13 protein-coding genes and 1 tRNA gene are annotated in these 24,091 nt (G+C 70.2%); 11 read left to right on the top strand and 3 right to left on the bottom strand.

Features of this window, described 5'->3' with window-relative positions:
- Positions 1 to 54: 54 nt before the first annotated feature.
- Together ACIRB7_RS24270 and ACIRB7_RS24265 are read right to left on the bottom strand one after the other, a co-directional pair.
- Positions 55 to 1,326 (bottom strand): MFS transporter, encoded by a 1,272-nt coding sequence (locus ACIRB7_RS24270; protein ID WP_403602341.1) that lies wholly within the window; start codon positions 1,324 to 1,326, stop codon positions 55 to 57.
- A gap of 251 nt (positions 1,327 to 1,577) precedes the next feature.
- Positions 1,578 to 3,101 carry a potassium/proton antiporter gene (locus tag ACIRB7_RS24265; RefSeq protein WP_403602338.1) on the bottom strand — a complete coding sequence of 508 codons (1,524 nt, stop codon included), beginning with the start codon at positions 3,099 to 3,101 and terminating at the stop codon, positions 1,578 to 1,580.
- Positions 3,102 to 3,393: 292 nt separating this feature from the next.
- Between ACIRB7_RS24265 and ACIRB7_RS24260 the strand changes: the two genes are divergently transcribed.
- Positions 3,394 to 6,186 (top strand): penicillin acylase family protein, encoded by a 2,793-nt coding sequence (locus tag ACIRB7_RS24260; protein ID WP_403602335.1) that lies wholly within the window; start codon positions 3,394 to 3,396, stop codon positions 6,184 to 6,186.
- On the opposite strand, the gene ACIRB7_RS24255 is transcribed toward ACIRB7_RS24260, so the two are convergent.
- On the bottom strand, positions 6,176 to 6,781 hold the full coding sequence (locus ACIRB7_RS24255) for a 5-formyltetrahydrofolate cyclo-ligase (protein WP_403602332.1): 606 nt from the start codon (positions 6,779 to 6,781) through the stop codon (positions 6,176 to 6,178). The two genes, ACIRB7_RS24260 and ACIRB7_RS24255, sit on opposite strands and share 11 nt — an antisense overlap.
- A 104-nt stretch (positions 6,782 to 6,885) precedes the next feature.
- Between ACIRB7_RS24255 and galU the strand changes: the two genes are divergently transcribed.
- The 10 genes from galU (at position 6,886) to ACIRB7_RS24205 (ending at position 24,008) form a co-directional block, all read left to right on the top strand.
- On the top strand, positions 6,886 to 7,797 hold the full coding sequence (galU, locus tag ACIRB7_RS24250) for a UTP--glucose-1-phosphate uridylyltransferase GalU (protein WP_403602330.1): 912 nt from the start codon (positions 6,886 to 6,888) through the stop codon (positions 7,795 to 7,797).
- A 4-nt stretch (positions 7,798 to 7,801) separates the two neighbouring features.
- Positions 7,802 to 9,160, top strand: coding sequence for a gephyrin-like molybdotransferase Glp (gene glp, locus ACIRB7_RS24245; protein WP_403602327.1), 1,359 nt, complete (start codon positions 7,802 to 7,804; stop codon positions 9,158 to 9,160).
- Positions 9,161 to 9,218: 58 nt separating this feature from the next.
- Entirely contained in the window at positions 9,219 to 9,704 is a 486-nt protein-coding gene (gene moaC, locus ACIRB7_RS24240; protein ID WP_403602324.1) for a cyclic pyranopterin monophosphate synthase MoaC, read from the top strand.
- Between the two features lie 14 nt (positions 9,705 to 9,718).
- Positions 9,719 to 10,258 carry a molybdenum cofactor biosynthesis protein B gene (locus tag ACIRB7_RS24235; protein ID WP_403602733.1) on the top strand — a complete coding sequence of 180 codons (540 nt, stop codon included), beginning with the start codon at positions 9,719 to 9,721 and terminating at the stop codon, positions 10,256 to 10,258.
- Positions 10,255 to 10,866 (top strand): GNAT family N-acetyltransferase, encoded by a 612-nt coding sequence (locus ACIRB7_RS24230; protein ID WP_403602321.1) that lies wholly within the window; start codon positions 10,255 to 10,257, stop codon positions 10,864 to 10,866. Before ACIRB7_RS24235 ends, ACIRB7_RS24230 begins: the two co-directional genes overlap by 4 nt.
- 137 nt (positions 10,867 to 11,003) lie before the next feature.
- Entirely contained in the window at positions 11,004 to 12,062 is a 1,059-nt protein-coding gene (gene glpR, locus ACIRB7_RS24225; RefSeq protein WP_403602318.1) for a gephyrin-like molybdotransferase receptor GlpR, read from the top strand.
- Positions 12,063 to 12,155: 93 nt separating this feature from the next.
- Positions 12,156 to 12,229: transfer RNA gene (locus ACIRB7_RS24220), tRNA-Ala, on the top strand.
- A 266-nt stretch (positions 12,230 to 12,495) separates the two neighbouring features.
- A complete protein-coding gene (locus tag ACIRB7_RS24215; RefSeq protein ID WP_403602316.1) occupies positions 12,496 to 16,971 on the top strand; it encodes an FG-GAP-like repeat-containing protein in 4,476 nt (1,491 codons plus the stop codon).
- Between the two features lie 234 nt (positions 16,972 to 17,205).
- The gene (locus tag ACIRB7_RS24210; protein WP_403602314.1) at positions 17,206 to 23,388 is read left to right on the top strand and encodes an RHS repeat domain-containing protein; all 6,183 of its coding nucleotides are present in this window, start codon (positions 17,206 to 17,208) and stop codon (positions 23,386 to 23,388) included.
- Positions 23,382 to 24,008: a hypothetical protein gene (locus tag ACIRB7_RS24205; protein WP_403602312.1), complete on the top strand. Its 627-nt coding sequence runs from the start codon at positions 23,382 to 23,384 to the stop codon at positions 24,006 to 24,008. Before ACIRB7_RS24210 ends, ACIRB7_RS24205 begins: the two co-directional genes overlap by 7 nt.
- Positions 24,009 to 24,091: the final 83 nt, after the last annotated feature.

Here is a 24,091-nt window from a genome sequence, read left to right as displayed (position 1 = left end):
GCACTCACACTCATCGAGTGCTAACGACGATCCATAGTGACGTATTCCGCGGGATCAGTCCACCGCCACCGGCACGCGGTGACCGATACCACGTGCCGCGACCCGGCTCGTCTCGCGCGGCTTGAGGCGCGAGCGCAGGGCCAGGAGCGTGGCCAGGGCGAGCGCGGTGCCCGCCATCGGCACCAGGAATCCGGTGCTCGCGCCGTGGCCGTCGGCGAGGCGGCCGGCGACCGTGACGGCCGCGGCCTGCCCGAGCGCGACGGCGCCGGTGAGCCAGGTGAAGGCCTCGGTACGGGCGGACGCCGGGATCAGGGTCTCGACGATGGTGTAGCCGGTGATCAGGGCGGGGGCGATGCACAGGCCCACGACCAGGCCCAGGGCGCCGAGGAGCAGCACCGAGTGCGCGGTCCACAGCAGGGACGCGGCGGCCGTGAGGCCGACGTATCCGAGGATCAGGCGGCGGCGGGGCCCGATCTTCCAGGCGACGGTGCCCATGGCGATGCCCGCGAGCATGTTGCCGGCGGCGAAGATCCCGTACAGCAGGCCGTTGGCGCCGGGGTTGCCGATCTCCTCGGTGAAGGCGGTGAGGGAGACCTGCATGCCGCCGAAGACGGAGCCGATGCCGAGGAAGGCGACGATCAGGACGCGGACGCCGGGGATCGAGAGGGCCGAGCGGTGGGGCTCGGCCGACGCGGCGGCGGCGAGGCCGAAGGCGGGCTGGGTGGCGCGCTGGGCGGCGAAGAAGAGCCCGCCGAAGAGGGTGAGGGCGGCCTCGGCGATCAGGCCGGCGGCCGGGTGCACGCCGGTGCACAGGGCGGTGGCGAGGACGGGTCCGACGACGAAGGTGAACTCGTCCGTGACGGACTCGAAGGCCGCGGCCGTCGGCATCAGCGGGGTGCCGTCGAGCTTCGCGGCCCAGCGGGCCCTGACCATCGGACCGACCTGCGGCACGGAGGCACCGGCGGGCACGGCGGCCAGGAACAGCGCCCAGAGCGGGGCGCCGGTCAGCGCGAGCACCACGAGCAGGGAAACGGACGCGGTGTGGATGAGGACACCGGGGAGCAGGACCGCGCGCTGGCCGAAGCGGTCGGCGAGCTTGCCGCTCTGCGGCGCGAACAGGGCCATGGAGACGCCGGTGACGGCGGCGACGGCGCCGGCGCTGCCGAACGAGCCGGTCGTGTGTTGGACGAGCAGGACGATGCCGATGGTCAGCATCGCGAAGGGCTGCCGGGCGGCGAAGCCGGGGAGAAGGAAGGACAGCGCACCGGGTGTGCGCAGCAACTGGCCGTAGCCGGGTCGCTTGTCCGAGATGACCGTGGACACCACGGTCCTGGCCTTTCTGCCGCCTGGTAGCGCGCCCCTGCACGGTGGTGCGGGTGTCGCCGAGAGCTGTCCTCATGCGCGTTACTGCGGTAGATACCGGGCCGGCCCCACTGCGGAGGGGCGCCACGGCCGCCATACGGTCGCGCCAGCTCTGCGTCAGGCAGAGTTGGTTCGATCAGGTGTGCCTTCATGGTACAGGGAAGAGCGTCTTCCTGCCTGGGAAAACGCTCCCGCCCCCGAAATAACGCCTCGGATTAACCGGATGTTCGCTTGTGGTGGTCGCCGTGGCGATGGAAACGCAGCTCTGTGCCCGGGGGTGCGGAGGCCGCCGTCGCGCCTCCCGTCCCCAGCCAGCCGGCGAGCTTGCCGCCCTGGCCGACCGCGCGCAGGCGCCGTTCGGTGGCGTCCCGTACCGGGTCGGTGGCGACGACGAGGAGCTCGTCGCCGCGCCGCAGGACGGTCGCGGGCCCCGGTACGAAGCTCTTCTCCTCCCGTACGACGAGGGTGACGGCCGCTCCGGCCGGGAGCCGCAGTTCGGCGACCTCGACGCCGTGCATCCGGGACTCCGCCGGGATGGCGACGGAGAGCAGGTGGCCGCGGAGCCGCTCCAGGGGGGCGGACTCGACGCCGAGGTCGGAGGCCCCCACGGAGTCGCCGAGCTTCAGGGCCTTCGCGAGCCAGGGCAGGGTCGGCCCTTGGACGAGGGTGTAGACGACGACGAGGACGAAGACGATGTTGAAGATCCGCTCGCTGCCCTCGACCTTCGTCACCATGGGGATGGTGGCGAGGATGATGGGGACGGCTCCGCGCAGTCCCGCCCAGGACATGAGCGCCTGCTCCTGCCAGGGGATGCGGAACGGCAGCAGGCTGACCAGGATCTCCATGGGCCGGGCGACCACGGTCAGGACCAGGCCGATGACGACGGCGGGCCAGAAGTCGTGGACGAGTTCGGTCGGGGTGACGAGCAGGCCGAGCAGGACGAACATGCCGATCTGGGCGATCCAGCCGAGGCCCTCGGCGAAGCCGCGGTTCGCGGGCGCGTGGGGCAGCTTGGCGTTGCCGAGGACCATCGAGGCGAGGTAGACGGCGAGGAAGCCGGAGCCGTGGGCCATGGCGCCGGCGGCGTACGCGACGACGGCGATGGCCATGACGGCGATCGGGTAGAGGCCGGAGGCGGGCAGGGCGACGTGCCGAAGCCCGTAGGCGCCGAGGAAGCCGACGGTGAGGCCGATGGCCACGCCGATGGCGAGTTCGAGGGCGATCGTGCCGACGAGGACGTACCACTCGTCGACCGGCCCCGCGGTGGAGAAGGCGATGACGAGGATGACGACGGGGGCGTCGTTGAAGCCGGACTCGGCCTCCAGGACACCGGTGACCCGTGCGGGCAGGGGCACCTTGCGCAGCACGGAGAAGACGGCCGCGGCGTCGGTGGAGGAGACGACGGCGCCGATGATCAGGGCCTGTCGCCAGTCGAGGCCGACGAGGTAGTGGGCGGCGGCGGCCGTGATGCCCACGCTCACCGCGACGCCGATGGTGGAGAGGACGACCGCGGCGGGCAGTGCCGGCTTGATCTCCTTCCACTTCGTGCCGAGTCCACCCTCGGCGAGGATCACGACGAGGGCGGCATAGCCGATGACCTGCGTCAGTTCGGCGTTGTCGAAGGCGACGTTGCCGATGCCGTCCTGGCCGATGGCGATGCCGATGCCGAGGTAGAGCAGCAGGCTGGGGAGCCCGCTGCGGGAAGAGATCCGGACGGCCGCGACCGCGATCAGCAGCACGAGGGAGCTGATGAGCAGGAGTTCGTTGAGCTCGTGGACAGTCAGTGGCCGTTCCTTCCCCTTACGTGCAGCTGGATCGTTCTTCCAGCGGCCCTCACATGCAGCTGGATCGTTCCTCCAGCGGCCGACACTTCGTTACCTTACCTAATCTTTAACGTTTTCTTGACGCCCTCTTTGCGCCCCCTCGTTCATCAGTACGGTTCTCTTCCTGACACCGCGTCCGGGCCGTCCGGACGCTGCGCCTAAGGTTGCTCCCGTACTCCAGGACCACCCTGCCCCTCGAAGGACAGCGATGCCCTCCAACACGACCGCGCCTCCCGCCAAGAAGAAAGGGCGGCGCGCCCGCCTGATCCTCCTCGTCCTGGTCCTCGCCCTGGTCGCGGGCGTCGGGGCCGGCGGGTACTGGGGTGTGAGCACCGTCCGGGCCTCGTTCCCGCAGACCACGGGCGAGATCCGGCTCGACAGGCTGTCCGGCGAGGTCGAGGTCAAGCGCGACGCGAACGGCGTCCCGCAGATCTACGCGGACACCGAGACGGACCTATTCCGCGCCCAGGGCTACGTCCAGGCGCAGGACCGCTTCTACGAGATGGACGTCCGGCGGCACGTGACCGCGGGCCGCCTCTCCGAGATGTTCGGCGAGGGCCAGGTCGAGACCGACTCCTTCCTGCGGACGCTCGGCTGGCGCCGGGTCGCGCAGCAGGAGTACGACAAGGTCCTGACGCCCGAGACGAAGAAGTACCTCCAGGCGTACTCGGAGGGTGTCAACGCCTATCTGAAGGACCGGGACCCCGCCGACGTCTCCGTCGAGTACGCGGCCCTGGCCCTCACCAACGACTACGCGATCGAGCCGTGGACGCCGGTCGACTCGGTGGCCTGGCTCAAGGCGATGGCCTGGGACCTGCGCGGCAACATGCAGGACGAGATCGACCGCTCGCTGATGACGAGCCGGCTGAGCGCGAGCCAGATCAAGCAGTTGTACCCGGAGTACCCGTACGCGCTCCACCAGCCGATCGTCTCGCAGGGCGCGGTCGACGAGGACAGCGGGAAGTTCGACCCGAAGGGCAAGGCCGGCGAGGACGACGACCTGGCGACCGGCGAGACCCCGGGCGGCGTCCCCGGCTCCGGCTCCTCCAGCGACTCCGGTTCCTCCAGCGACTCCGGCTCTTCCGGTTCCTCCGGCGACTCCGGTGCGCAGTCCCAGCTCGGCGCGCTCTCCGAGGTCCTCGACGGCGTCCCCGCCCTCCTCGGCCCCAACGGCAACGGCATCGGCTCGAACTCCTGGGTCGTCTCCGGGCGGTACACGACCTCCGGCAAGCCGCTGCTCGCCAACGACCCGCACCTCGCGCCCCAGCTGCCGTCCCTCTGGTACCAGATGGGCCTGCACTGCCGCTCGGTCTCGGCGACCTGCCGTTACGACGTCTCCGGCTACACCTTCTCCGGCATGCCCGGTGTGATCATCGGACACAACGACAAGATCGCCTGGGGATTCACCAACCTCGGCGCCGACGTCACCGACCTCTACCTGGAGAAGATCGGCCCCGACGGCTACCTCGTCGACGGCAAGGTCAAGCCCTTCATGGTCCGCGACGAGATCATCAAGGTCGCGGGCGGCAAGGACCGGAAGATCACCGTCCGCTTCACCGACCGCGGTCCGCTCGTCTCCGACCGCGCCTCCGAGCTCGAGAAGGTCGGCCAGAAGGCCCCCGTCGGCAACGCCGCCCCCGACCGCGGCACCGGCTACGGCGTCTCCCTCCAGTGGACCGCCCTCCAGCCCGGCAAGTCGATGGACGCCGTCTTCGCCCTCGACCGCGCCAAGGACTTCACCACCTTCCGGGCCGCCGCCAAGAACTTCGAGGTCCCCTCCCAGAACCTGGTCTACGCCGACACCGAGGGCAACATCGGCTACCAGTCCCCGGGCAAGATCCCGCAGCGCTCCAAGGGCGACGGCACCCTGCCCGCCCCCGGCTGGGACTCCACGTACAAGTGGAAGGGCTACATCCCCTTCGAGCAGCTGCCCTACGAGTACAACCCGAAGCGCGGCTACGTCGTCACCGCCAACCAGGCCGTGATCGACCCCAAGGGCTACCCCGACCTGCTCACCAAGGACTGGGGCTACGGCTCGCGCAGCCAGCGGATCAACGACCTCATCGAGTCGAAGATCAAGGACGGCGGAAAGATCTCGCCGGACGACATGCGGACCATGCAGACGGACAACCGCAGCGAGATCGCGACCCTCCTCAACCCGCTCCTGCTGAAGATCGACATCTCCGACCCGTACGTCCGCGAGGCGCAGAAGCTCCTGGAGGGCTGGGACTACACCCAGGAACCCGACTCGGCCGCCGCCGCCTACTTCAACGCGGTCTGGCGCAACGTCCTCAAGCTGTCCTTCGGCGACAAGCTGCCCAAGGAGCTGCGCGTCGAGGGCGACTGCATCAACGTCCGCCCGGTCGACGCCACCGGCCCGGTCGACGAGCAGAACAAGCTCGTCCGCGAGTGCGGCGAGCGCGACCCCGAGTCGGCGCAGCCGGACGGCGGCGACCGCTGGTACGAGGTGGTCCGCCCGCTCCTCAAGCAGGAGAAGAACGAGTGGTGGACGACCCCCGGCAACCGCCTGGACTCGCCCACCGAGACCCGTGACCAGCTGCTCGCCCGGGCCATGAAGGACGCGCGCTGGGAGCTGACGGCCAAGCTCGGCAAGGACGTCTCCACCTGGAGCTGGGGCCGGCTCCACCAGCTGACCCTGAAGAACCAGACCCTCGGCACCGCGGGACCCGGCGTCGTGCAGCAGCTCCTCAACCGCGGTCCGTGGAACCTGGGCGGCGGCGAGGCGGCCGTCGACGCCACCGGCTGGAACGCGGCCGGCGGCTACGAGGTGATCTGGGTGCCGTCGATGCGGATGGTGGTCAACGTCGGCGACTGGGACAAGTCCCGGTGGATCAACCTGACCGGAGCCTCGGGCCACGCCTTCCACTCGCACTACACCGACCAGACGGACGCCTGGGCGAAGGGCGAGCTCTACGACTGGGCCTACGGCAAGGCGGCGGTCGACGCGGCGACGAAGGACACGCTGGTCCTCAAGCCGTAGCACCCGCCGAGAAGCGGACGACCCCCTCCGGGGTCACCACCGCGTGCACGGGGTGGTCGTGCGGTTCCTCCGGGACCCGCGCGACCACCTCGTCCGCGTAGAGGAGCACCACCAGGGCGGGGTCCACGCGCGCGCGTGCGAGCCGGGCGAGCACCCGGTCGTACGAGCCGCCGCCCCGCCCGAGCCGCATCCCGCGCCCGTCGACCGCCAGGCCCGGCAGCAGCACGGCGTCGGCGGAGCACACGGCGTCGGGGCCGAGCCGGGGCCCGACGGGTTCGAGAAGACCGCGCCCGGCCTTCGCGAGCCCCTCGGGACCCTCGTACCCGGCCCAGTCCAGGTCGTTGTCGGGGAGCAGGACGGGCAGCAGGACCCGCACCCCGCGCGCGTGGAGCGCGTCCAGCAACGCGCGCGTGCCCGGCTCGCGGCCCACGGACACATAGGCGGCGACGGTGGACGCCTCGGCGAGTTCGGTGAGTTCCAGTCCGTGGCGGGCGAGGGATTCGGCCGTGTGTGCCAGGGATTCGGCGTTCAGCGTCGCGCGGGCGGCCAGAAGTCGACTGCGCAGCAGGGTCTTTTCGGACATCTCAGGTGTCATGACGGCCTCGTGTGCATTCACAGAACTCTTGTAACTGTCTTTATGGGGAGGAAGTTAACCGAACCCACATCTTCCTCTCATTCCGAACGACTAAGGTGCACCGCATGAATCAGTCGCTCCCCAGGCTCGGCCGGATCAGCAAGGCTGTCATCCCGGCCGCCGGCCTCGGTACCCGCTTCCTCCCGGCCACCAAGGCGACGCCGAAGGAGATGCTGCCGGTCGTCGACAAGCCGGCCATCCAGTACGTCGTGGAGGAGGCCGTCGCGGCCGGTCTCTCCGACGTCCTGATGATCACCGGCCGGAACAAGCGTCCCCTGGAGGACCACTTCGACCGGAACTACGAGCTGGAGGAGGCCCTGAGCCGGAAGGGCGACGCCGAGCGTCTCTCCAAGGTCCAGGAGTCCAGCGACCTCGCCACCATGCACTACGTCCGCCAGGGCGCCCCGCGCGGCCTCGGGCACGCGGTGCTCTGCGCCGCCCCGCACGTCGGGGACCAGCCGTTCGCGGTCCTCCTGGGCGACGACCTGATCGACCCGCGCGACCCGCTGCTCGCGCGGATGGTGGAGGTCCAGGAGCGGGAGGGCGGCAGCGTGATCGCCCTCATGGAGGTCGAGCCCTCGCAGATCCACCTGTACGGCTGCGCCGCGGTCGAGGCGACCGTCGACTCGGACGTCGTCAAGGTCACGGACCTGGTCGAGAAGCCGGACGCGGGCGAGGCGCCCAGCAACTACGCGATCATCGGCCGCTATGTGCTGGATCCGGCCGTCTTCGGGATGCTGCGGGAGACCGAGCCGGGCCGCGGCGGGGAGATCCAGCTGACCGACGCCCTGCAGAAACTCGCCTCGGACGAGAAGATCGGCGGCCCGGTGCACGGGGTCGTGTTCAAGGGCCGCCGCTATGACACCGGTGACCGCGGGGACTATCTGCGTGCCATTGTCAGACTCGCGTGCGAACGTGAAGATCTGGGACCGGACTTCCGGTCCTGGCTCCGGAGATACGTCAGCGAGGAGATGTAGCGCCTTGAGCAGCAGCACGGCACCGTCGCCGTCCCACGACGACCACGACCACGGGGCGGGCGCGGCCGACCCCTGCGCGGGTCCGGCCCGCGGTCTGTGGTCGGTGGACGAGCACCTGGCCGACATCCTCGCGACCGTCGGCCCGCTCGAACCCATCGAGCTGCAACTCCTCGACGCGCAGGGCTGCGTCCTCGTCGAGGACGTGACGGTGCCGGTCGCGCTGCCCCCCTTCGACAACAGCTCCATGGACGGGTACGCGGTCCGGGTCGCCGATGTCGCCGGAGCCACCGAGGAGTTCCCCGCCGTCCTCACCGTCGTCGGTGACGTCGCGGCCGGCGCCGACGGCCTGCCCGAGGTCGGCCCCGGCGAGGCCGCCCGCATCATGACCGGCGCCCCGCTGCCGCCCGGCGCCGAGGCCGTCGTCCCCGTCGAGTGGACCGACGGCGGTACGGGCGGGGGCGCGGCCACCGGCATGACCGCCGCGAGCGCCGCACCCGAGGGCGCGGCCGGCGAGGTCCGGGTGCACCGCGCCGCCGAGGCCCGCGCCCATGTCCGCGCGCGCGGCAGCGACGTACGGGCCGGGGAGCTGGCCCTGGCGGCGGGCACGGTCCTCGGGCCGCCGCAGATCGGCCTGCTCGCCGCGATCGGCCGGGGCACCGTGAAGGTCCGTCCCCGCCCCCGGGTGGTCGTCATGTCCACCGGCAGCGAGCTGGTCCAGCCCGGCGAGCCGCTCGGCGAGGGCCAGATCCACGACTCCAACAGCTTCGCGCTCGCCGCCGCCGCGCGGGACGCGGGCGCACTCGCCTACCGGGTGGGCGCCGTCGCCGACGACGCGGAGTCGCTGCGCGCCACCATCGAGGACCAGCTCATCCGGGCCGACCTGATCGTGACCACGGGCGGGGTGAGCGTCGGCGCGTACGACGTGGTGAAGGAGGCGCTGACCGCCGACGGGCAGGTCGACTTCCGCAAGCTGGCCATGCAGCCGGGCAAGCCGCAGGGCTTCGGCGCGATCGGCGCCGAGCAGATCCCGCTCCTGGCGCTGCCGGGCAACCCGGTCTCGTCGTACGTCTCCTTCGAGCTGTTCGTACGCCCCGCGATCCGCGCCCTGATGGGCGTCGAGGACCTGCACCGGCCCCGGGTGCGGGCGGAGCTCGTCGCCGGCAAGGCGCTGTCGTCACCCGCCGGGCGCCGGCAGTTCCTCCGGGGGACGTACGACCCCGATGCGGGCACGGTCACCCCGGTGGGCGGCGCCGGTTCCCATCTGATCGCGGCCCTCGCGCACGCGGACTGCCTGCTCGTGGTCCCGGAGGAGACGGAGACCGTGGAGCCGGGCACCGTGCTGGAAGTGGTCCTCCTCGGCTGAGGGGGCGAGGGTGGGGGTACGGTGTCGTCCCCATACAGCGACCGGGAGTGTCACGGCCATGAGCACGCAGCAAGGTCTCACCCACATCGACGAGGCGGGCGCGGCCCGCATGGTCGACGTATCGGCGAAGGACGTCACGGCCCGCACGGCGCGTGCCAGCGGGCGGGTGCTCGTCTCGCCGCGCGTGATCGAGCTGCTGCGCGGCGAGGGCGTCCCGAAGGGCGACGCCCTCGCGACCGCCCGCATCGCCGGGATCATGGGCGCCAAGAAGACCCCGGACCTCATCCCGCTCTGCCACCCGCTGGCCGTCTCGGGCGTGACCCTGGACCTGGCGGTCACGGACGACGCGGTCGAGATCCTCGCGACGGTGAAGACCACGGACCGCACGGGCGTCGAGATGGAGGCCCTGACGGCGGTCTCGGTGGCCGCCCTGACGGTGGTCGACATGATCAAGGCGGTCGACAAGGGCGCGGTCATCTCCGACGTACGGGTGGAGGAGAAGACGGGCGGCAAGTCGGGGCACTGGACGAGGGCCGAGGCGTGACGCGCGCGGGCCGGGTGGCGGGGACGCACGAGCACGAGGAGCCGGCAGGGCCGGAGGAGGCCCCGGCGGCCGCCTACCGCGCTCTGGTCGTCACCGCGTCGAACCGGGCGTCGGCCGGGGTGTACGAGGACAAGGGCGGTCCGCTGATCGCGGAGGGCCTGACCCGGATGCGGTTCGCCGTGGACGGCCCCCAGGTCGTGCCGGACGGGGCGCCCGTCGAGGCGGCGCTGCGCGCCGGGGTCGCCGCCGGGTACGACGTCATCGTCACCACCGGTGGTACGGGCATCTCGCCCACCGACGAGACCCCCGAGGTGACCCGCCGGGTCCTGGAGCGGGAGATCCCCGGCATCCCGGAGGCGATCCGCGCGTACGGCCGGGAGAAGGTGCCGACGGCGGCGCTGTCGCGGGGCCTGGCGGGCGTCGCGGGCGGCACCTTGATCGTCAACCTGCCCGGGTCCTCCGGTGGGGTACGGGACGGGCTGACCGTCCTGGAGCCGCTCCTCCGGCACGCCGTCGACCAGATCCGTGGTGGCGACCACCCGAGACCGTCGTGATCCCGTCCTGGCCGGTGGTCCTCGTGGACGGCGAGGTGGTGCTCCGCCCGATAAGGCTCCGCGACCACGCGGCCTGGCGGGAGGTGAACCGGCGCAACCGCGAGTGGCTGCGGCCCTGGGAGGCGACGGTTCCGCCGCCGCCCCCGGGCGCCCCGGTCCCGCAGCGGCCGACGTACCGTCAGATGGTCCGCCATCTGCGGTCGGAGGCGAACGCGGGCCGGATGCTGCCGTTCGTCATCGAGTACCGGGGGCGGCTCGTCGGCCAGTTGACGGTCGCCGGGATCACCTGGGGCTCGATGTGCTCGGGGCACGTGGGGTACTGGGTGGACAGCGAGGTGGCCGGGCGCGGGGTGATGCCGACGGCGGTGGCCCTCGCCGTCGACCACTGCTTCCGCGCGGTCGGGCTGCACCGTATGGAGGTGTGCATCCGCCCGGAGAACGGGCCTTCGCGCCGGGTCGTGGAGAAGCTGGGATTCCGGGAGGAGGGGCTGCGGCCCCGCTATCTCCACATCGACGGCGCGTGGCGGGACCATCTGGTCTTCGCGCTGACGGTGGAGGAGGTGCCGGAAGGGCTGGTACGGCGCTGGCACCAGGCAAGAATAAAATAAGTGTTCGAATTCAATCGGTAGTTGACGCGCAATCGATCTGGAAAATCACAAAAAACTTCAGTGATATCAGCCAGATCGTGCGACACACCGGCCCAATTGGCCGATGCCGTCACGCGAACCCCTCTACCGTGTGAGGCGTGAGCAGCAGCGGCCTCATCTACGCAGTCATCGTCGGGGCCTGGGCCGCCTACTTGGTACCGATGTGGCTCCGCAGGCAGGACGAGCTGAACGAAGCCCGTCCGACGGAACGCTTCAGCACCGCCATCCGGCTGCTTTCCGGACGGGCGGGAATGGAGCGCCGATACGCCAGGGAGCTCAGGGAACGGGACCGTACGGCGGAGGGTCCGACGCCCGACGTGGACCCGGACGCGGCGACCGAGCATCTGAGCTCGGTCGACGTCCGGGCCTTCTCCGCGCCCGCGGCCAGGACCGAAGCGCGCCTGGAACTCCCGGATCCCGAACCGGAACCGGCCCCCGCGCCGAGTCCCGCCCCGAGCCCGGGCCCGAACCCGGCGCCGGCCCGCCCCGTCACGGGCGCCGCCGCCGAACGGGCCCGCCGAGGCAAGGTCCTCGCGCGCCGCCGCCGCACCACGACGCTCCTCTTCGCGGCCTTCACCCTCGGCGCGGTCGTCGCGGCCGTCGGCGGAGTCGCCTTCCTCTGGGCGCCGGCCGCCCCCGCGCTGCTCCTCAGCGCGTACATCGTGCACCTGCGGACCCAGGAGCGACGCCGCTTCGTGTACGTGATGGACCGGCGGCGCGCCGAAGCGGCGGCGGCCCGGCTGCGCGAGAGCAGGCGCCCGGCCCCCACGCCCGAACCGGCACCCGACGCGTCCCAGACCCCCTCCCCGCAGGAGGCGGACCGGCGCGCCCTGGTCGAGCAGACCGACCACGCGGAGTGGGTCGACCAGCAGCGCGACCGCGGCCCGGCCCGCGGCGACAGCTGGGACCCGGTGCCGGTCCCGCTCCCCACGTACGTGACCGCTCCGGTCGCCCCGCGCGCCACGAGCGGCATCGACATCACGGACCCGGAGACCTGGAGCGCGGCCCGCTCCTCCACAGCGGCCGACCCGACCCCCGCCCCCTCCCCGGCCCCCCGCCAGCGCCCCGCCGGCCCCCGCCGGTCCCGCGACCACGGCCGCACCCCCCTCTTCGACCAGTACGCGGACGACGACCGCCCCCGAGCGGCGAACGAATGACCCACCGGGGCCCCGCGACGGCCCCGGGCTGACCTGCGAAGGAACGGATTTTTGCCTGGGCCGGTCGGGATGCTAATGTTTCACACGTCGCAAGGGCCTGTGGCGCAGTCTGGTAGCGCACCTCGTTCGCATCGAGGGGGTCTGGGGTTCAAATCCCCACAGGTCCACAGACACCGGGAATCCCGTCCGATCGCAAGATCGGGCGGGATTTTCGTCGTTCCCGGGATCGGGAGTCGAGAACCCCCGCAGAGGTCATCATTTCAGGCAATCGGCCCCGGGTGGACGAACAGGATTCTCGCGCTCAAGTCGGCTGATCATCGGAAATTGAGAGATCGCTCCGAGCTCAAGTTCCGCTCAATTCGGTTGGCGAACATACTGTCGGGCCGCCATTCTTTCGGCGTCGTCGAAGATCGAGACATCAAGGGGTGTGTACGTGTCCGTTGCAAGGCTGCCTGCTGGAAGACCCGTAGCAGGATTCCGAAGAAAACGACTGATATCCGTCGCGCTGACGGGCATCATCTCCACTTCCGCGCTCGTCGCCCTTCCCGGGCTCGCTCCGACGGCCTCGGCGGTCTACGAGAGCCCGGTTCAAACAGGCGAGCAGAGCGAGGAGGACTACGCTCTCGAGCGGGCGGCGAGCACGGGTCAGCCCTACGAGCTCGAGTCCGCACGCACCGAGGCCACGGATACGTGGGCCCAGCCCGACGGAACGTGGACGGTGAAGCGGCACGGAAGCGCCGTCCGCCTGCTCCGTGACAAGGAATGGGTTCCGACCGACCCGACGCTGGTCTTCGCCGAGAACGGCTCCGTGCGGCCCAAGGCATCGCTGGTGGACGTGACGTTCTCCGGCGGAGGCACCGCTCCCCTGCTCTCCGGAGTGAAGGACGGACGCACGCTCACGCTCAACTGGCCCACGGCGCTGCCCGTGCCCACACTGGCCGAGAACGTGGCCACCTACGCCGAGATCCTGCCCGGTGTCGACCTCCAGCTGAAGGCGGAGGTCGAGGGCTTCTCGCAGCTCCTGGTCGTCAAGACGGCGGAAGCCGCGCAGCACCCGGATCTGGACAGCCTGAAGTTCAAGTTCGACACGGTCGGCCTCGACGTCTCCGTGGACGGCGACACCGGCAGCCTGACCGCGGTGGACCCCTCGGGACACGCGGTCTTCTCCAGCCCGACGCCGCTGATGTGGGACTCCACGACGGCCACCAGCGAGTCACAGCCGGCCGCGGGTGCCCAGGCGTTCTCCGTCAACGCCGTGGGAGGGACGGCGGATGACGGGACGACGGCGCCGGCGGACAGCTTCGAGCCGCCGCCGGGTGCCACGGACGCGCCGATGGACACCACGGTCACCGGGGACACCCTGGAGATCAAGCCGGACCAGGCCATGCTGGCCGCTCCCGAGACCCAGTACCCGGTCTACATCGACCCGCAGTGGGCGTGGGGCGAGCGGCAGAACTGGACGCGCGTCTACAAGCATTACCCGAACTACTCGTTCTGGAACTCCACCGACCCGATCCGGGTCGGCTACGAGGCCCAGACGGGCGGCTCGGACCGCGTCTCGCGCTCGTTCATCCAGCTCGACACGAGTGACGTCATGGGCGCCGAGGTGAAGGATGCGACCTTCCGCGTCAAGAACACCTGGTCCTGGTCCTGCCAGTCCCGCCCCGTGGAAGTGTGGCACACCACGGGCATCTCGTCGAAGACGACCTGGGCCAGCCAGCCGACCAAGCTCACCAAGCTGTCCACGGTGAACGACTCCAAGGGCTGGAACCCGGAGATCGAGGGTTGCGGGGCGGGCAACCTCGAGTTCGACGTCACCGGCAAGGTCAAGGCCCGGGCCAAGGAGGGTTCGCGGAACCAGGGTATGGCGAGCATCACCCTGGGCCTGTACGCCTCCAACGAGACGGACACCTTCGCCTGGAAGAAGTTCGACCCGAAGTCGGCCACCCTCGAGATCACGTACAACACCCTGCCGAAGCGCCCGGACGGCCTGGGGACGTACCCCAAGACCGACTGCAAGACCGGTGGTGTCATCGGCAACACCCGGGTCAGTCTCTACGCCAAGCACTCCGACCGGGACGGCGGCAACCTGACCGCGCGCTTCAACCTGTACAAGGCGGGTACTGCCCAGCCGGTCAGGACGATGGACCTGCCCGCCCTGAAGGACAAGGTCACGACCTGGGCGGTGCCCGACGTGGACCTGCCGACGGGTGACTACACCTGGCACGTCGTCACGAGGGACAAGGAGCAGGTGTGGGGTCCGACGTCGGTGACGTGCAAGTTCACCGTCGACCGCACGCGTCCCAGCAACCCGCCGACAATCACCTCCACGGTCTTCCCCAACGGCGAGACCAAGTGGCCGGCGAACACCGGCAAGGCTCGGACCCCCGGCGCGTTCACCTTCGGTCCGAACGGGGTCGGTGACGTGGTCGCGTACCACTACTGGACGGACACCGACCCGGACGTCACCCCCGTCACCGCGGGCGCGCCGGTGGTGACCATCACCCCGCCGAACTACGGTCCGCACTTCGTGTACGCGTACAGCGTGGACAAGGCGGGCAACCGCTCGGACACCGCCACGTACATCTACTACGCGGCCACGACGAAGACGCGTGACGTGGCCTTCGACCTCAACGGCGATGCCACCCGCGACATCTGGGCGGTGGACGGTAACGGCACCCTGCTGACCTACGGCGGTCAGGGTTCCGGCGAGTTCAGCCACGCCACCAACGGCGGCGGCTCGTTCGCCGGCAAGCAGGTCACCACCTTCGGTGACTGGGGCCAGGACGGCTACAACGACCTGGTGACCCTGGAGTACGACGAGATCGACAAGCGGAAGAAGATCTACGTCTACGAGAACAACGGATTCGGCAAGATCGATCCGGAGAAGCGGACCGAGCTGGACGTCACCTGCCCGGTGAAGAACGAGGACGAGGGCTGCGAGGGAGAGGGAAGCTGGACCGGCGACGATCACTATTCCAACGCCGACCAGATCGCCGCCCCCGGTGACATCAACGGCGACGGCCAGCCCGACCTCCTGGTCAAGCAGGGCAAGCTGCTCTGGGCCTACTACGGCAACCGCGCCACCGACGACCTGGACCTTGGCAACACGCGCGCGCCCACCCTGGTCGGCGGTACGAACTGGGACAAGTACACCATCATCACCCCCGGTGACGTCACCTGGGACGGCCTCCCGGACCTCTGGCTCCGCGACGACGCCACCGGTGAAATCCTGCTCGCCTGGGCCAAGTACGCGACCGACGGCGGTCTGGACGCCGCCACCTGGGGTCTTCCGGGGAACCTGATGAAGATCGGCGGTGGCGTCACCAAGGCCGCCTACCCGGTGGTCGGCTCCTCCGGCGACGTCACGAGCGACCCGGCCGAGGACATCCGCGCGGAGCTCTGGGCGCGCCAGGCGTCGGACAACGCCCTCGTCGCCTGGAAGGGCCAGGCGCCCCCCGCGACCAGCACCATCATGTTCGGGTCCCGCTTCACCATCGACGGAAACACGGGCGGCGCCTTCATCCCGTCCGGCACCGTCATCCCGTCCGGCGCGTCCTACACCTCCAACGCCGCCAAGCTCACGATGCGGACCGACGGCAACCTCGTCGTGACCGGCAACGCGGGCAACGTGCTGTGGAGCAGCAACACGGCCGGCAACGCCGGCGCCAAGGCCCTTCTTCAGTCCGACGGCAAGCTCGTGGTCACCACCGCCGCCGGTGCCCAGCTGTGGTCGTCCAACGTGGGCGCCCTCAACGGCTACGCGGTCCTGCAGGACCGCGGCAACCTGGTGGTCTACGACGCCGCCGGCCGGTCGAAGTGGGCGGCGAACACCGTCGTCCGGCACGACTACGACGGCGACGGCCGCAGTGACATGGCGGCCTGGTACAACTACGCGGCCGGCACGTCCGCGCTGCACACCTTCAAGTCCAACTCGGACGGCACGTTCGCCAACCCGTTCAAGTCCTACGAGTCCGCGGTCGGCAGCTGGAACGTCGACCGGATGCAGTTCGCCACCGGCGACTACAACGGTGACGGACGGGGCGATATGGCGGCCCTGTACGACTACGGGAACGGCGTCGTCAAGCTGTTCACCGCCCTCGGCAAGGCGGGCGGCGGCTTCAACGCTCCCTTCGCGTCCTGGACGTCGGGGAAGGGTGGCTGGTACGGCGCCTCCGTGACGCTCGAGTCGGGCGACTTCAACGGTGACGGCCGGGACGACCTCGCGGCCTGGTACAACTACGCGGCCGGCAACGACACCCTCTTCACCTTCACCGCCAACGTGAAGGGCGGCTTCAACGCGCCCTTCCCCTCCACCCAGCAGCAGGCGGGCTGGTGGGACGTCAATCGCAGCAAGTTCGTCACGGGTGACTTCAACGGCGACGGCCGCGACGACCTCGCCGCCCTCTACGGGTACTCGGACGGGGCCCTGAAGATGCACACCTTCCTGGCCCTGTCCAATGGCGGTTTCAGCCAGACGAGCCTGCAGTCCTGGTCCACCAGCACCGCCACCTGGGGCAGTTGGTCCCAGACCTACCTGCACGGGGGTGATTTCAACGGCGACGGCCTCGACGACGTCGGCCTCTGGTACGACTACGCCGACGGCCACGACGCCCTGTTCAAGCTCCCCGCCTCCACGGCGCGGGACGGGAAGTTCGCCAGCTCCGCCATCAGGGGCCTGGAGATTCCGACGGGCTACTGGTACTACCAGGGCGCCCAGTACGTGACGGGCGACTACAACGGTGACGGCCGCGACGACATCGGCAGCTTCTACGGCTTCTCAACCGGTGCGGTCAAGGCGTTCACCCACCTCTCCAATGCCACGGGCTTCGACTACCACAAGGCCGGCTGGGGTGCGGAGACCGGCTGGACCTGGTCGCGCAGCACCATCCTGCGCCCCTACAACTAAGGAGTACGCCCCCCAGGAGTACGCCTGCTAGGCAATGACGACGATGCCCGGGAATTCTTCCCGGGCATCGTTTCTTTTCCGAAGGCATTCTCTTTTCTCAGGTGTAGCTCAAATCGCGGACTTCCGATGCCGGGACTGAGTAGCGTGCGGTGACATTTACGTACCCATGAGAGGTGGGGTGTGAGAATTCACCACATACGTGCTTCCGCTACCGTTTTCGCGGTCGCGGTCACGATGGGAGTTCTACCGGCGGCGGGGATTTCCTCCGCTGTTCCGGAGGAAAGAAATCCGCTTCCGGCGCTGGAGCAGCCGGAGCCCGTACCCGTTGAGAAGGCGGTCGTCGGCGGCACCAGGAAGCAGGACGCCGCCGCGGCGCACGCGTGGAAGGGGAGGCCACGCGTCACCTGGCCCGCCGCCGGCTCGGCCGACCTGACGTTGTCCCTGCCGTCGGGCGGCCACCGGGCCGCCCGCGCGGCCGGCGCCCCGGTCGCGGCCGGCGAGCTGCCCGTGTCCGTCGCGCTGACCGGCACCGAAGGGGCGGCCGCCACCGGTGCCGCCACGGCGAAGGTCAGAGTGCAGGTCGCGGACCGCAAGGCCGCCCGCCGTGCGGGCGTGTCGGGGCTATTGCTGTCCGTGAGCCGCGCCGAATCCGGGGCGGCGAAGAGGGCGAGCGGACTCGACTCACGCGTCCAGGTGGACTACTCCGCCTTCCGTGACGCCTACGGCGGCGACTGGGCGGCCCGGCTCCGGCTCGTACGCCTCCCCGCCTGCGCCCTGACCACCCCCGACAAGGACGCCTGCCGTGTGCAGACGCCCCTGGACACCACGAACGACAGCCGCGCGGGCACACTGTCCGCCCCGGTCGCCCTGGCCGGTGCGACGGTGCTGGCCGCGACCGCGGGTGCCGAGGGCTCGGCGGGCGACTACAAGGCGAGCAGCCTGCAGGCGTCCGGGTCCTGGAGCGCGGGCGAGTCGACGGGAGCCTTCGCCTGGACGCACCCGATCGATGTGCCGGAAGTGCCCGGCGGAATGCAGCCGAAGATCTCCCTCGACTACTCCTCGCAGGCTGTCGACGGCCGCACGGCGGCCTCCAACAACCAGCCTTCCTGGATCGGCGACGGCTGGAACTGGGAGCCGGGCTTCATCGAGCGCCGCTACAAGGCGTGCAACGACGACAAGACCGACGCGACGAACACCACGCGCGTCGGCGACCTGTGCTGGTTCAACGACAACGCGACGCTGAACCTGGGCGGCAAGAGCACCGAGCTCGTCTACCAGGACGGCAAGGGCTGGCACGAGGCCGGCGGCTCCGGAGCCAAGGTCGAGAAGCTGACCGGCGCCGTCAACGGTGACGGCGGCACGGACGGCGTCGACGGCAAGGGCGAGCACTGGAAGGTCACCACGACCGACGGCACCCAGTACTTCTTCGGCCGGAACCAGCTGCCCGGCTGGCAGGACAACGGCACCGCGGCCGACGACCCGGTGACCAACTCGACGTGGACCATGCCGGTCTTCGGTAACCAGGAAGGCGAGCCCTGCTACGCCTCCTCGTTCTCCGCCGGATGGTGTCAGCAGGCGTGGCGCTGGCAGCTCGACTACGTGGTCGACCCGCACGACAACGCCATGGCGTACTACTGGGAGACGGAGAAGAACAACTACGGCCGGAACGTCTCCGAGACCACCGGGGACTCCACGGCGACCTCCTACGTCCGTGGCGGCTGGCTCGACCACATCGACTACGGCCTGCGAGACGACGCCGTCTACGGCGGCAAGGCCATGGGCAAGGTCGAGTTCGACGTCACCGAGCGCTGCCTCACCGACTGCGGCACCTTCGACGAGACCAGCGCCGCGAACTGGCCGGACGTCCCGTTCGACACGTACTGCAAGGACGGTGTCGAGTGTGAGGAGAACTACTCACCGACGTTCTGGTCCCGGATGCGCCTCACCGGCATCCACACCAAGGTGCTGAGCGGCGGTGGGTACAAGGACGTCGACTCCTGGGCCCTGACGCAGGGCTTCCCCGCGGCCGGTGACGGCATCTCCCGCCCGATGTGGCTGAGCTCCGTCCAGCGCACCGGCAAGGCCGGCGCCACGGTCACGATGCCGCCCGTCACCTTCGCGGGCGAGCAGCTCGCCAACCGGGTCGACAAGACCGGCGACGGCCTCGCCCCGTTCATCAGGCTGCGGCTTTACCAGATCGTCACGGAGACCGGCGGCACCATCGGCGTCACCTACTCGCAACCCGACTGCACGGCGGCCGACCTGCCGGCCGCGGACGAGACCAACACCCGGCGCTGCTACCCGGTGAAGTGGGCGTTCGAGGGCTACGAGTCCCAGCTCGACTGGTTCAACAGCTACGTGGCGACCCAGGTCGTGGAGGGCGACAACCTCGTCGAGTCCCCCGACAAGGTGAGCACGTACTCCTACCTCGGCGGTGCCGCCTGGACCAAGAGCACCGACGAGATGACCAAGGCCGAGGACCGGACCCACTCCGTCTCCCGCGGCTACGAGCGGGTCCAGACCCGCACCGGCGCCGCCGACGACCCGAGGACACTCACCGAACGCCGCTACTTCCGCGGGCGCGACGGCGAGACCGTCAAGGACACGGCAGGCGCGGGGGTCACGGACCGCGAGCAGTTCGCCGGCATGACCCGCGAGAGCGTCACGTACAACGGTGACGACACCTCGAAGCCCCTCACCGCCACCTCCTACACGCCGTGGCGCTCGGCCGTCGTCGCCTCCCGGTCCCGTCCCGGCCTGCCCGCCCTGGAGTCGTACCGCACGGGGACGGAGAAGGAGCAGACCCGGGCCACGGTGTCCGGCGGCACCCGCACCACCGAACTCACCCGCACCTTCGACTCGTACGGCATGGTCACGACCGTCTCCGAGACCGGGGACACCGCACAGCCCGGCGACGAGCGGTGCACGACCACCAGCTACGCCCGCAACACGGCCGACGGCATCCTCGACAGGGTCAGCAGGACCCTGACCGTCGCCGTCCCGTGCGGTACCACGGCGGCCTGGCCGGGCGACGTCATCGACGACGTCCGCACCTCCTACGACGGCGGTGCGTTCGGCGCGGCGCCGACCAAGGGCGACGTCACGAAGAGCGAGCGGATCAACGGCGCCGGCACCGGCTACGACATGGTGTCCAGCACCCCCGCCGCCGACTTCGACGTCTACGGCCGCGGCCTTTCGGCGACGAACGTCCACGGCGCGACCACCACGACCCGCTACACCCCGGCGACGGGAGAGCCCCCGGCCTCCGTGCTCGTCACCAACGCGCTCGGACACGCCGCGACCACCACGATGGACCCGCGGCGCGGCCTGCCGACCCAGGTCTCCGACGCCAACGGGAAGGTGACCACGACCACGTACGACGGGATCGGGCGGAAGACGAAGGTGTGGCTGCCGAGCCGCTCGGCCGTCACCTATCCCGACTCTCCCCACCACGCGTTCGAGTACCTGGTGCGCAGGGACGGCCCGGCCGTCGTCACCACGAGGTCGCTGACGCACGACGCGCAGTACCGGACGTCCTACTCCTTCTACGACGGCATGCTCCGCGCCCGGCAGACCCAGGAGACCTCTCCCGACCTCTCCGGACGGCTCGTCTCGGAGAACTTCTACGACACCCGGGGGCAGGTCTGGCGGTCCTCCGGCGTCTACTACGCCACCGGTGCGGCGGAGCCCGCCCTCGTCACCGGCCAGGAGCTGAAGTACCCGTCGTCCACGGACACCCTGTACGACGGCGCCGGTCGCGTCACGGCCGTGATCGCGCGGAGGTTCGGCGACGAGACCAAGCGCACCAGCACCACCTACACCGGTGACACCACGGTCGTGGTCCCGCCGAAGGGCGGCATCGCGACCACGAAGGTGGTCGACGCGCGCGGCCGGACCGTCGAGCTGCGGCAGCACACGAACGCGGCCCTCACGTCGTACCAGTCGACGCTCTACCGCTTCGACCGGAAGGGACGTGTCGACCGGCTGACCGACCCGTCCGGCGCCGCGTGGTCGTACGGGTACGACCTCCGCGGTCGCCAGGTGCGGATCGACGATCCCGACAAGGGGACGGTCGACACGACGTACGACGCGGGCGACCGGCCCGTCGATGTCACGGACGACCGTGAGATCACCCTGCACACCGACTACGACGCGCTCGGCCGCAAGACCGCCGTCAAGAAGGGCGCCACGACCCTGTCGTCCTGGGAGTACGACACCGTCGCCAAGGGACAGCTCTCCAAGGCGACCGCCTGGGTGGCCGGCCAGGCGTACGAGTCCGCCGTGACCTCGTACAACAGCCTCTACAAGCCCGTTCTCACGCAGCTGACCATCCCGGCCCGCGAGGGAGCGGCCGCCGGTGTCTACAAGTGGACGACCTCCTACAACCCCCACACCAGCCAGGTGATGTGGACCATGCAGCCGGCCATGGGCGGGCTGCCGGCGGAGAAGGTCGCCAACACGTACAGCCCGGTCACCGGTCTGCTGAGCGCGGTCGGCGCGGGCAGCGACCCGTTGGTGGCGGCGAGCACGTACGACCACTACGGCCGGCTGATCCGCCAGGACCTCGGGTCCTTCGGCCAGAAGGTCATGCTCTCGAACATCTACGACGAGCACACCGGTGCGCTGACCCAGACCTTCACCGACCGTGAACTGGCGCCGCAACGGGTCGAGGACACGCGGTACGGGTACGACCCGGCCGGCAACATCACCTCCATCGCCACCGGCTACGGGCAGGACGCGGCCCGGACCACGGACACCCAGTGCTTCGCGCTCGACCCGCTGGCCCGGATCACCGAGGCCTGGACCAACACCGGCACGGCCTGCGCCGCGGCTCCGTCCGCGACGGTGGTCGGCGGCCAGGACGCCTACTGGACGTCGTACACCTACGACGCGCTCGGCAACCGCAAGACCGAGACGCAGCACAAGACCGCCTCGGGCCCGGCCGCGGACACGCTCCGGACCTACACCGCGCCCGCGGCGGGCACCCACAAGCTGGCGAAGGTCACCCAGACCGGGACCAACCCGCACGACGAGACCTTCACCTACGACGCCGTGGGCAACACCCAGACCCGCAAGATCGGCAGCGCAGCCCAGCAGACCCTCAAGTGGGACGACCGAGGACACCTCGCGGCGGTCACCGAGGGCACGACGGAGAAGGCGAGCTACCTCTACGACACCGAGGGGCAGCGCCTCGCGGGCAAGGACGCCGACGGCACGACCCTCTACCTCCCTGGAGGCAACGAACTGCACCTGAGCAAGACCGGCGTGCTGACCGGCACCCGCTACTACTCGGCCGGTGCGCGGATCATCGCGGTCCGGACGGGCGGGAAGCTGAAGTTCACGCTCACCGACCACCACGGCACGGGAACCACCCAGATCTCGGCGGACGCCGCGCAGACGGTCACGCGCCGCAAGACCGCGATCTTCGGCGGCGCCCGGGGCACCCAGCCGGCCGGCTGGACCGGTGAGAAGGGCTTCGTCGGCGGCACGAACGACACGGCGACGGGCCTGATCCACCTCGGCGCCCGCGAGTACGACGCGGCTCTCGGCCGCTTCATCTCGGTGGACCCACTCTTCGTCACGGACGACCCGCGCCAGCACAACGCGTACACCTACAGCAACAACAACCCGGTGACGCTGTCGGACCCGGCGGGCACGGAGATCGGCTCACCGCCGAACTCCTGCCTGTACGACCTGAAGTACTGCTCGAAGGACGTGCAGAGTGACGTCGGCTACAACCCGTCGACGGGCACGGTGACGCCGAGCGGTTCGGACTCGGGTTCGGGGGCGGCGCCGCACTACTGCGACGGCTGCGTGCCGCTGAAGCCGTCGCAGCCGGTCCAGCTCCCCGAGGGCGTCTCGGTTCCGGACGGGGGGGCCGACGTGGTCGAGAAGTACACGATCGAGAGTCCGAGGATTTCCTGGACGGACTACTCGACCGGTGCGAACGTCAGGACCATCAGCATGACGTACCAGCAGACCCTCATCTACTCGTACGCTGCCATGGAAGCCGCCACCGAGGAGTTCGCCGACAACTGGAGTCTCGAACTCTCCGTGAACGCGGAGACGAAGGGCAAGGGGGGCATCATCTTCGCGGATGCCGAGGCCAGTGTCGGCGTCGGTCTGAAGGTCGGCAAGGGATGGGGATGGTCGAACTCGGACAGCAAGGGGCAGACCGACACCTTCTCCGACGCGAAGGTGGTGAAATGGGCGCCCGGGCAGCGTGCGGGCCTCGTGCCCGCGGGGTATCTCCGGAGCTTCACCACCGTCTACCACCACAAGGGGGGCCGGGTCTCCACGAAGGCCTGGACGTCGTTCGAGGTGCACTCCTACGAACCCCACGTGTTCAAAAACGGAGACCCGCCGAACCTGGTGAACCTCAGGACGACCTCGTGCGTGCCCGGGGCGACATGCTGAGCACCAGGTCCCTTGGCCTCACGGCCATCTCTCTCTCGGTCGCACTGCTCGCAGGCTGCGGCCGGGAGGGCGGCGTACCCGAGCCCCCGGCGGCCCCCGCCCCGGTGACGTCCGGGGCAGGTCCGACGGCGAAATCGGACGGTCCGGACGACTGGACGGCGTACGTCCCCGGACTGGCGGCTCCCGAGCACGGGACCGTCACCGGGGCCGGGGTGAGCCTGGCGCGGCGGGCGGGCGGGTATCGCTTCTACCTGTGGGAGACCTCCGGAAGGAAGGTCTGCACCGCCCAGGTGACGGAGTCGAAGGTCGCGCGTGAGGTCGCCTGCGGCAACCCCGTGGAGGCGGCCCCCGCCAAGGGCTCGAAGCTGGCGAGGCTCGCCGGACCGGGCACCGGGTTCGCGGAGTGGTACGTCATGATCGCCGTCGAGCACGGGGCCGAGGTGACCTCGATCGCACACGAGGGCAAGGCGCTGTCCTGGACGTACGTCAGGACGCTGGCAGCCGAGACGACCGGTCGGGACGTCTACTACGTCACCCTGCCGGACCGGACCTACGGGTGGCTCGACGTCTCCTTGAGAGGAGCCGGCGGACAGCTCGGGAAGGACAGGCTCCGGCTCTGACGGAACCTGAGCGCAGGACGGCGGGGGTGTCTTCGGGCGTCCCCGCCGTTCGTCGTCTCCGTGACGCAGACCAGGCCAGGCCG

It is taken from the genome of Streptomyces sp. NPDC093795 (genome assembly GCF_044764665.1).
Classification (GTDB): Bacteria; Actinomycetota; Actinomycetes; order Streptomycetales; family Streptomycetaceae; genus Streptomyces.
This window is presented reverse-complemented; position numbering and strand designations above follow the sequence as displayed.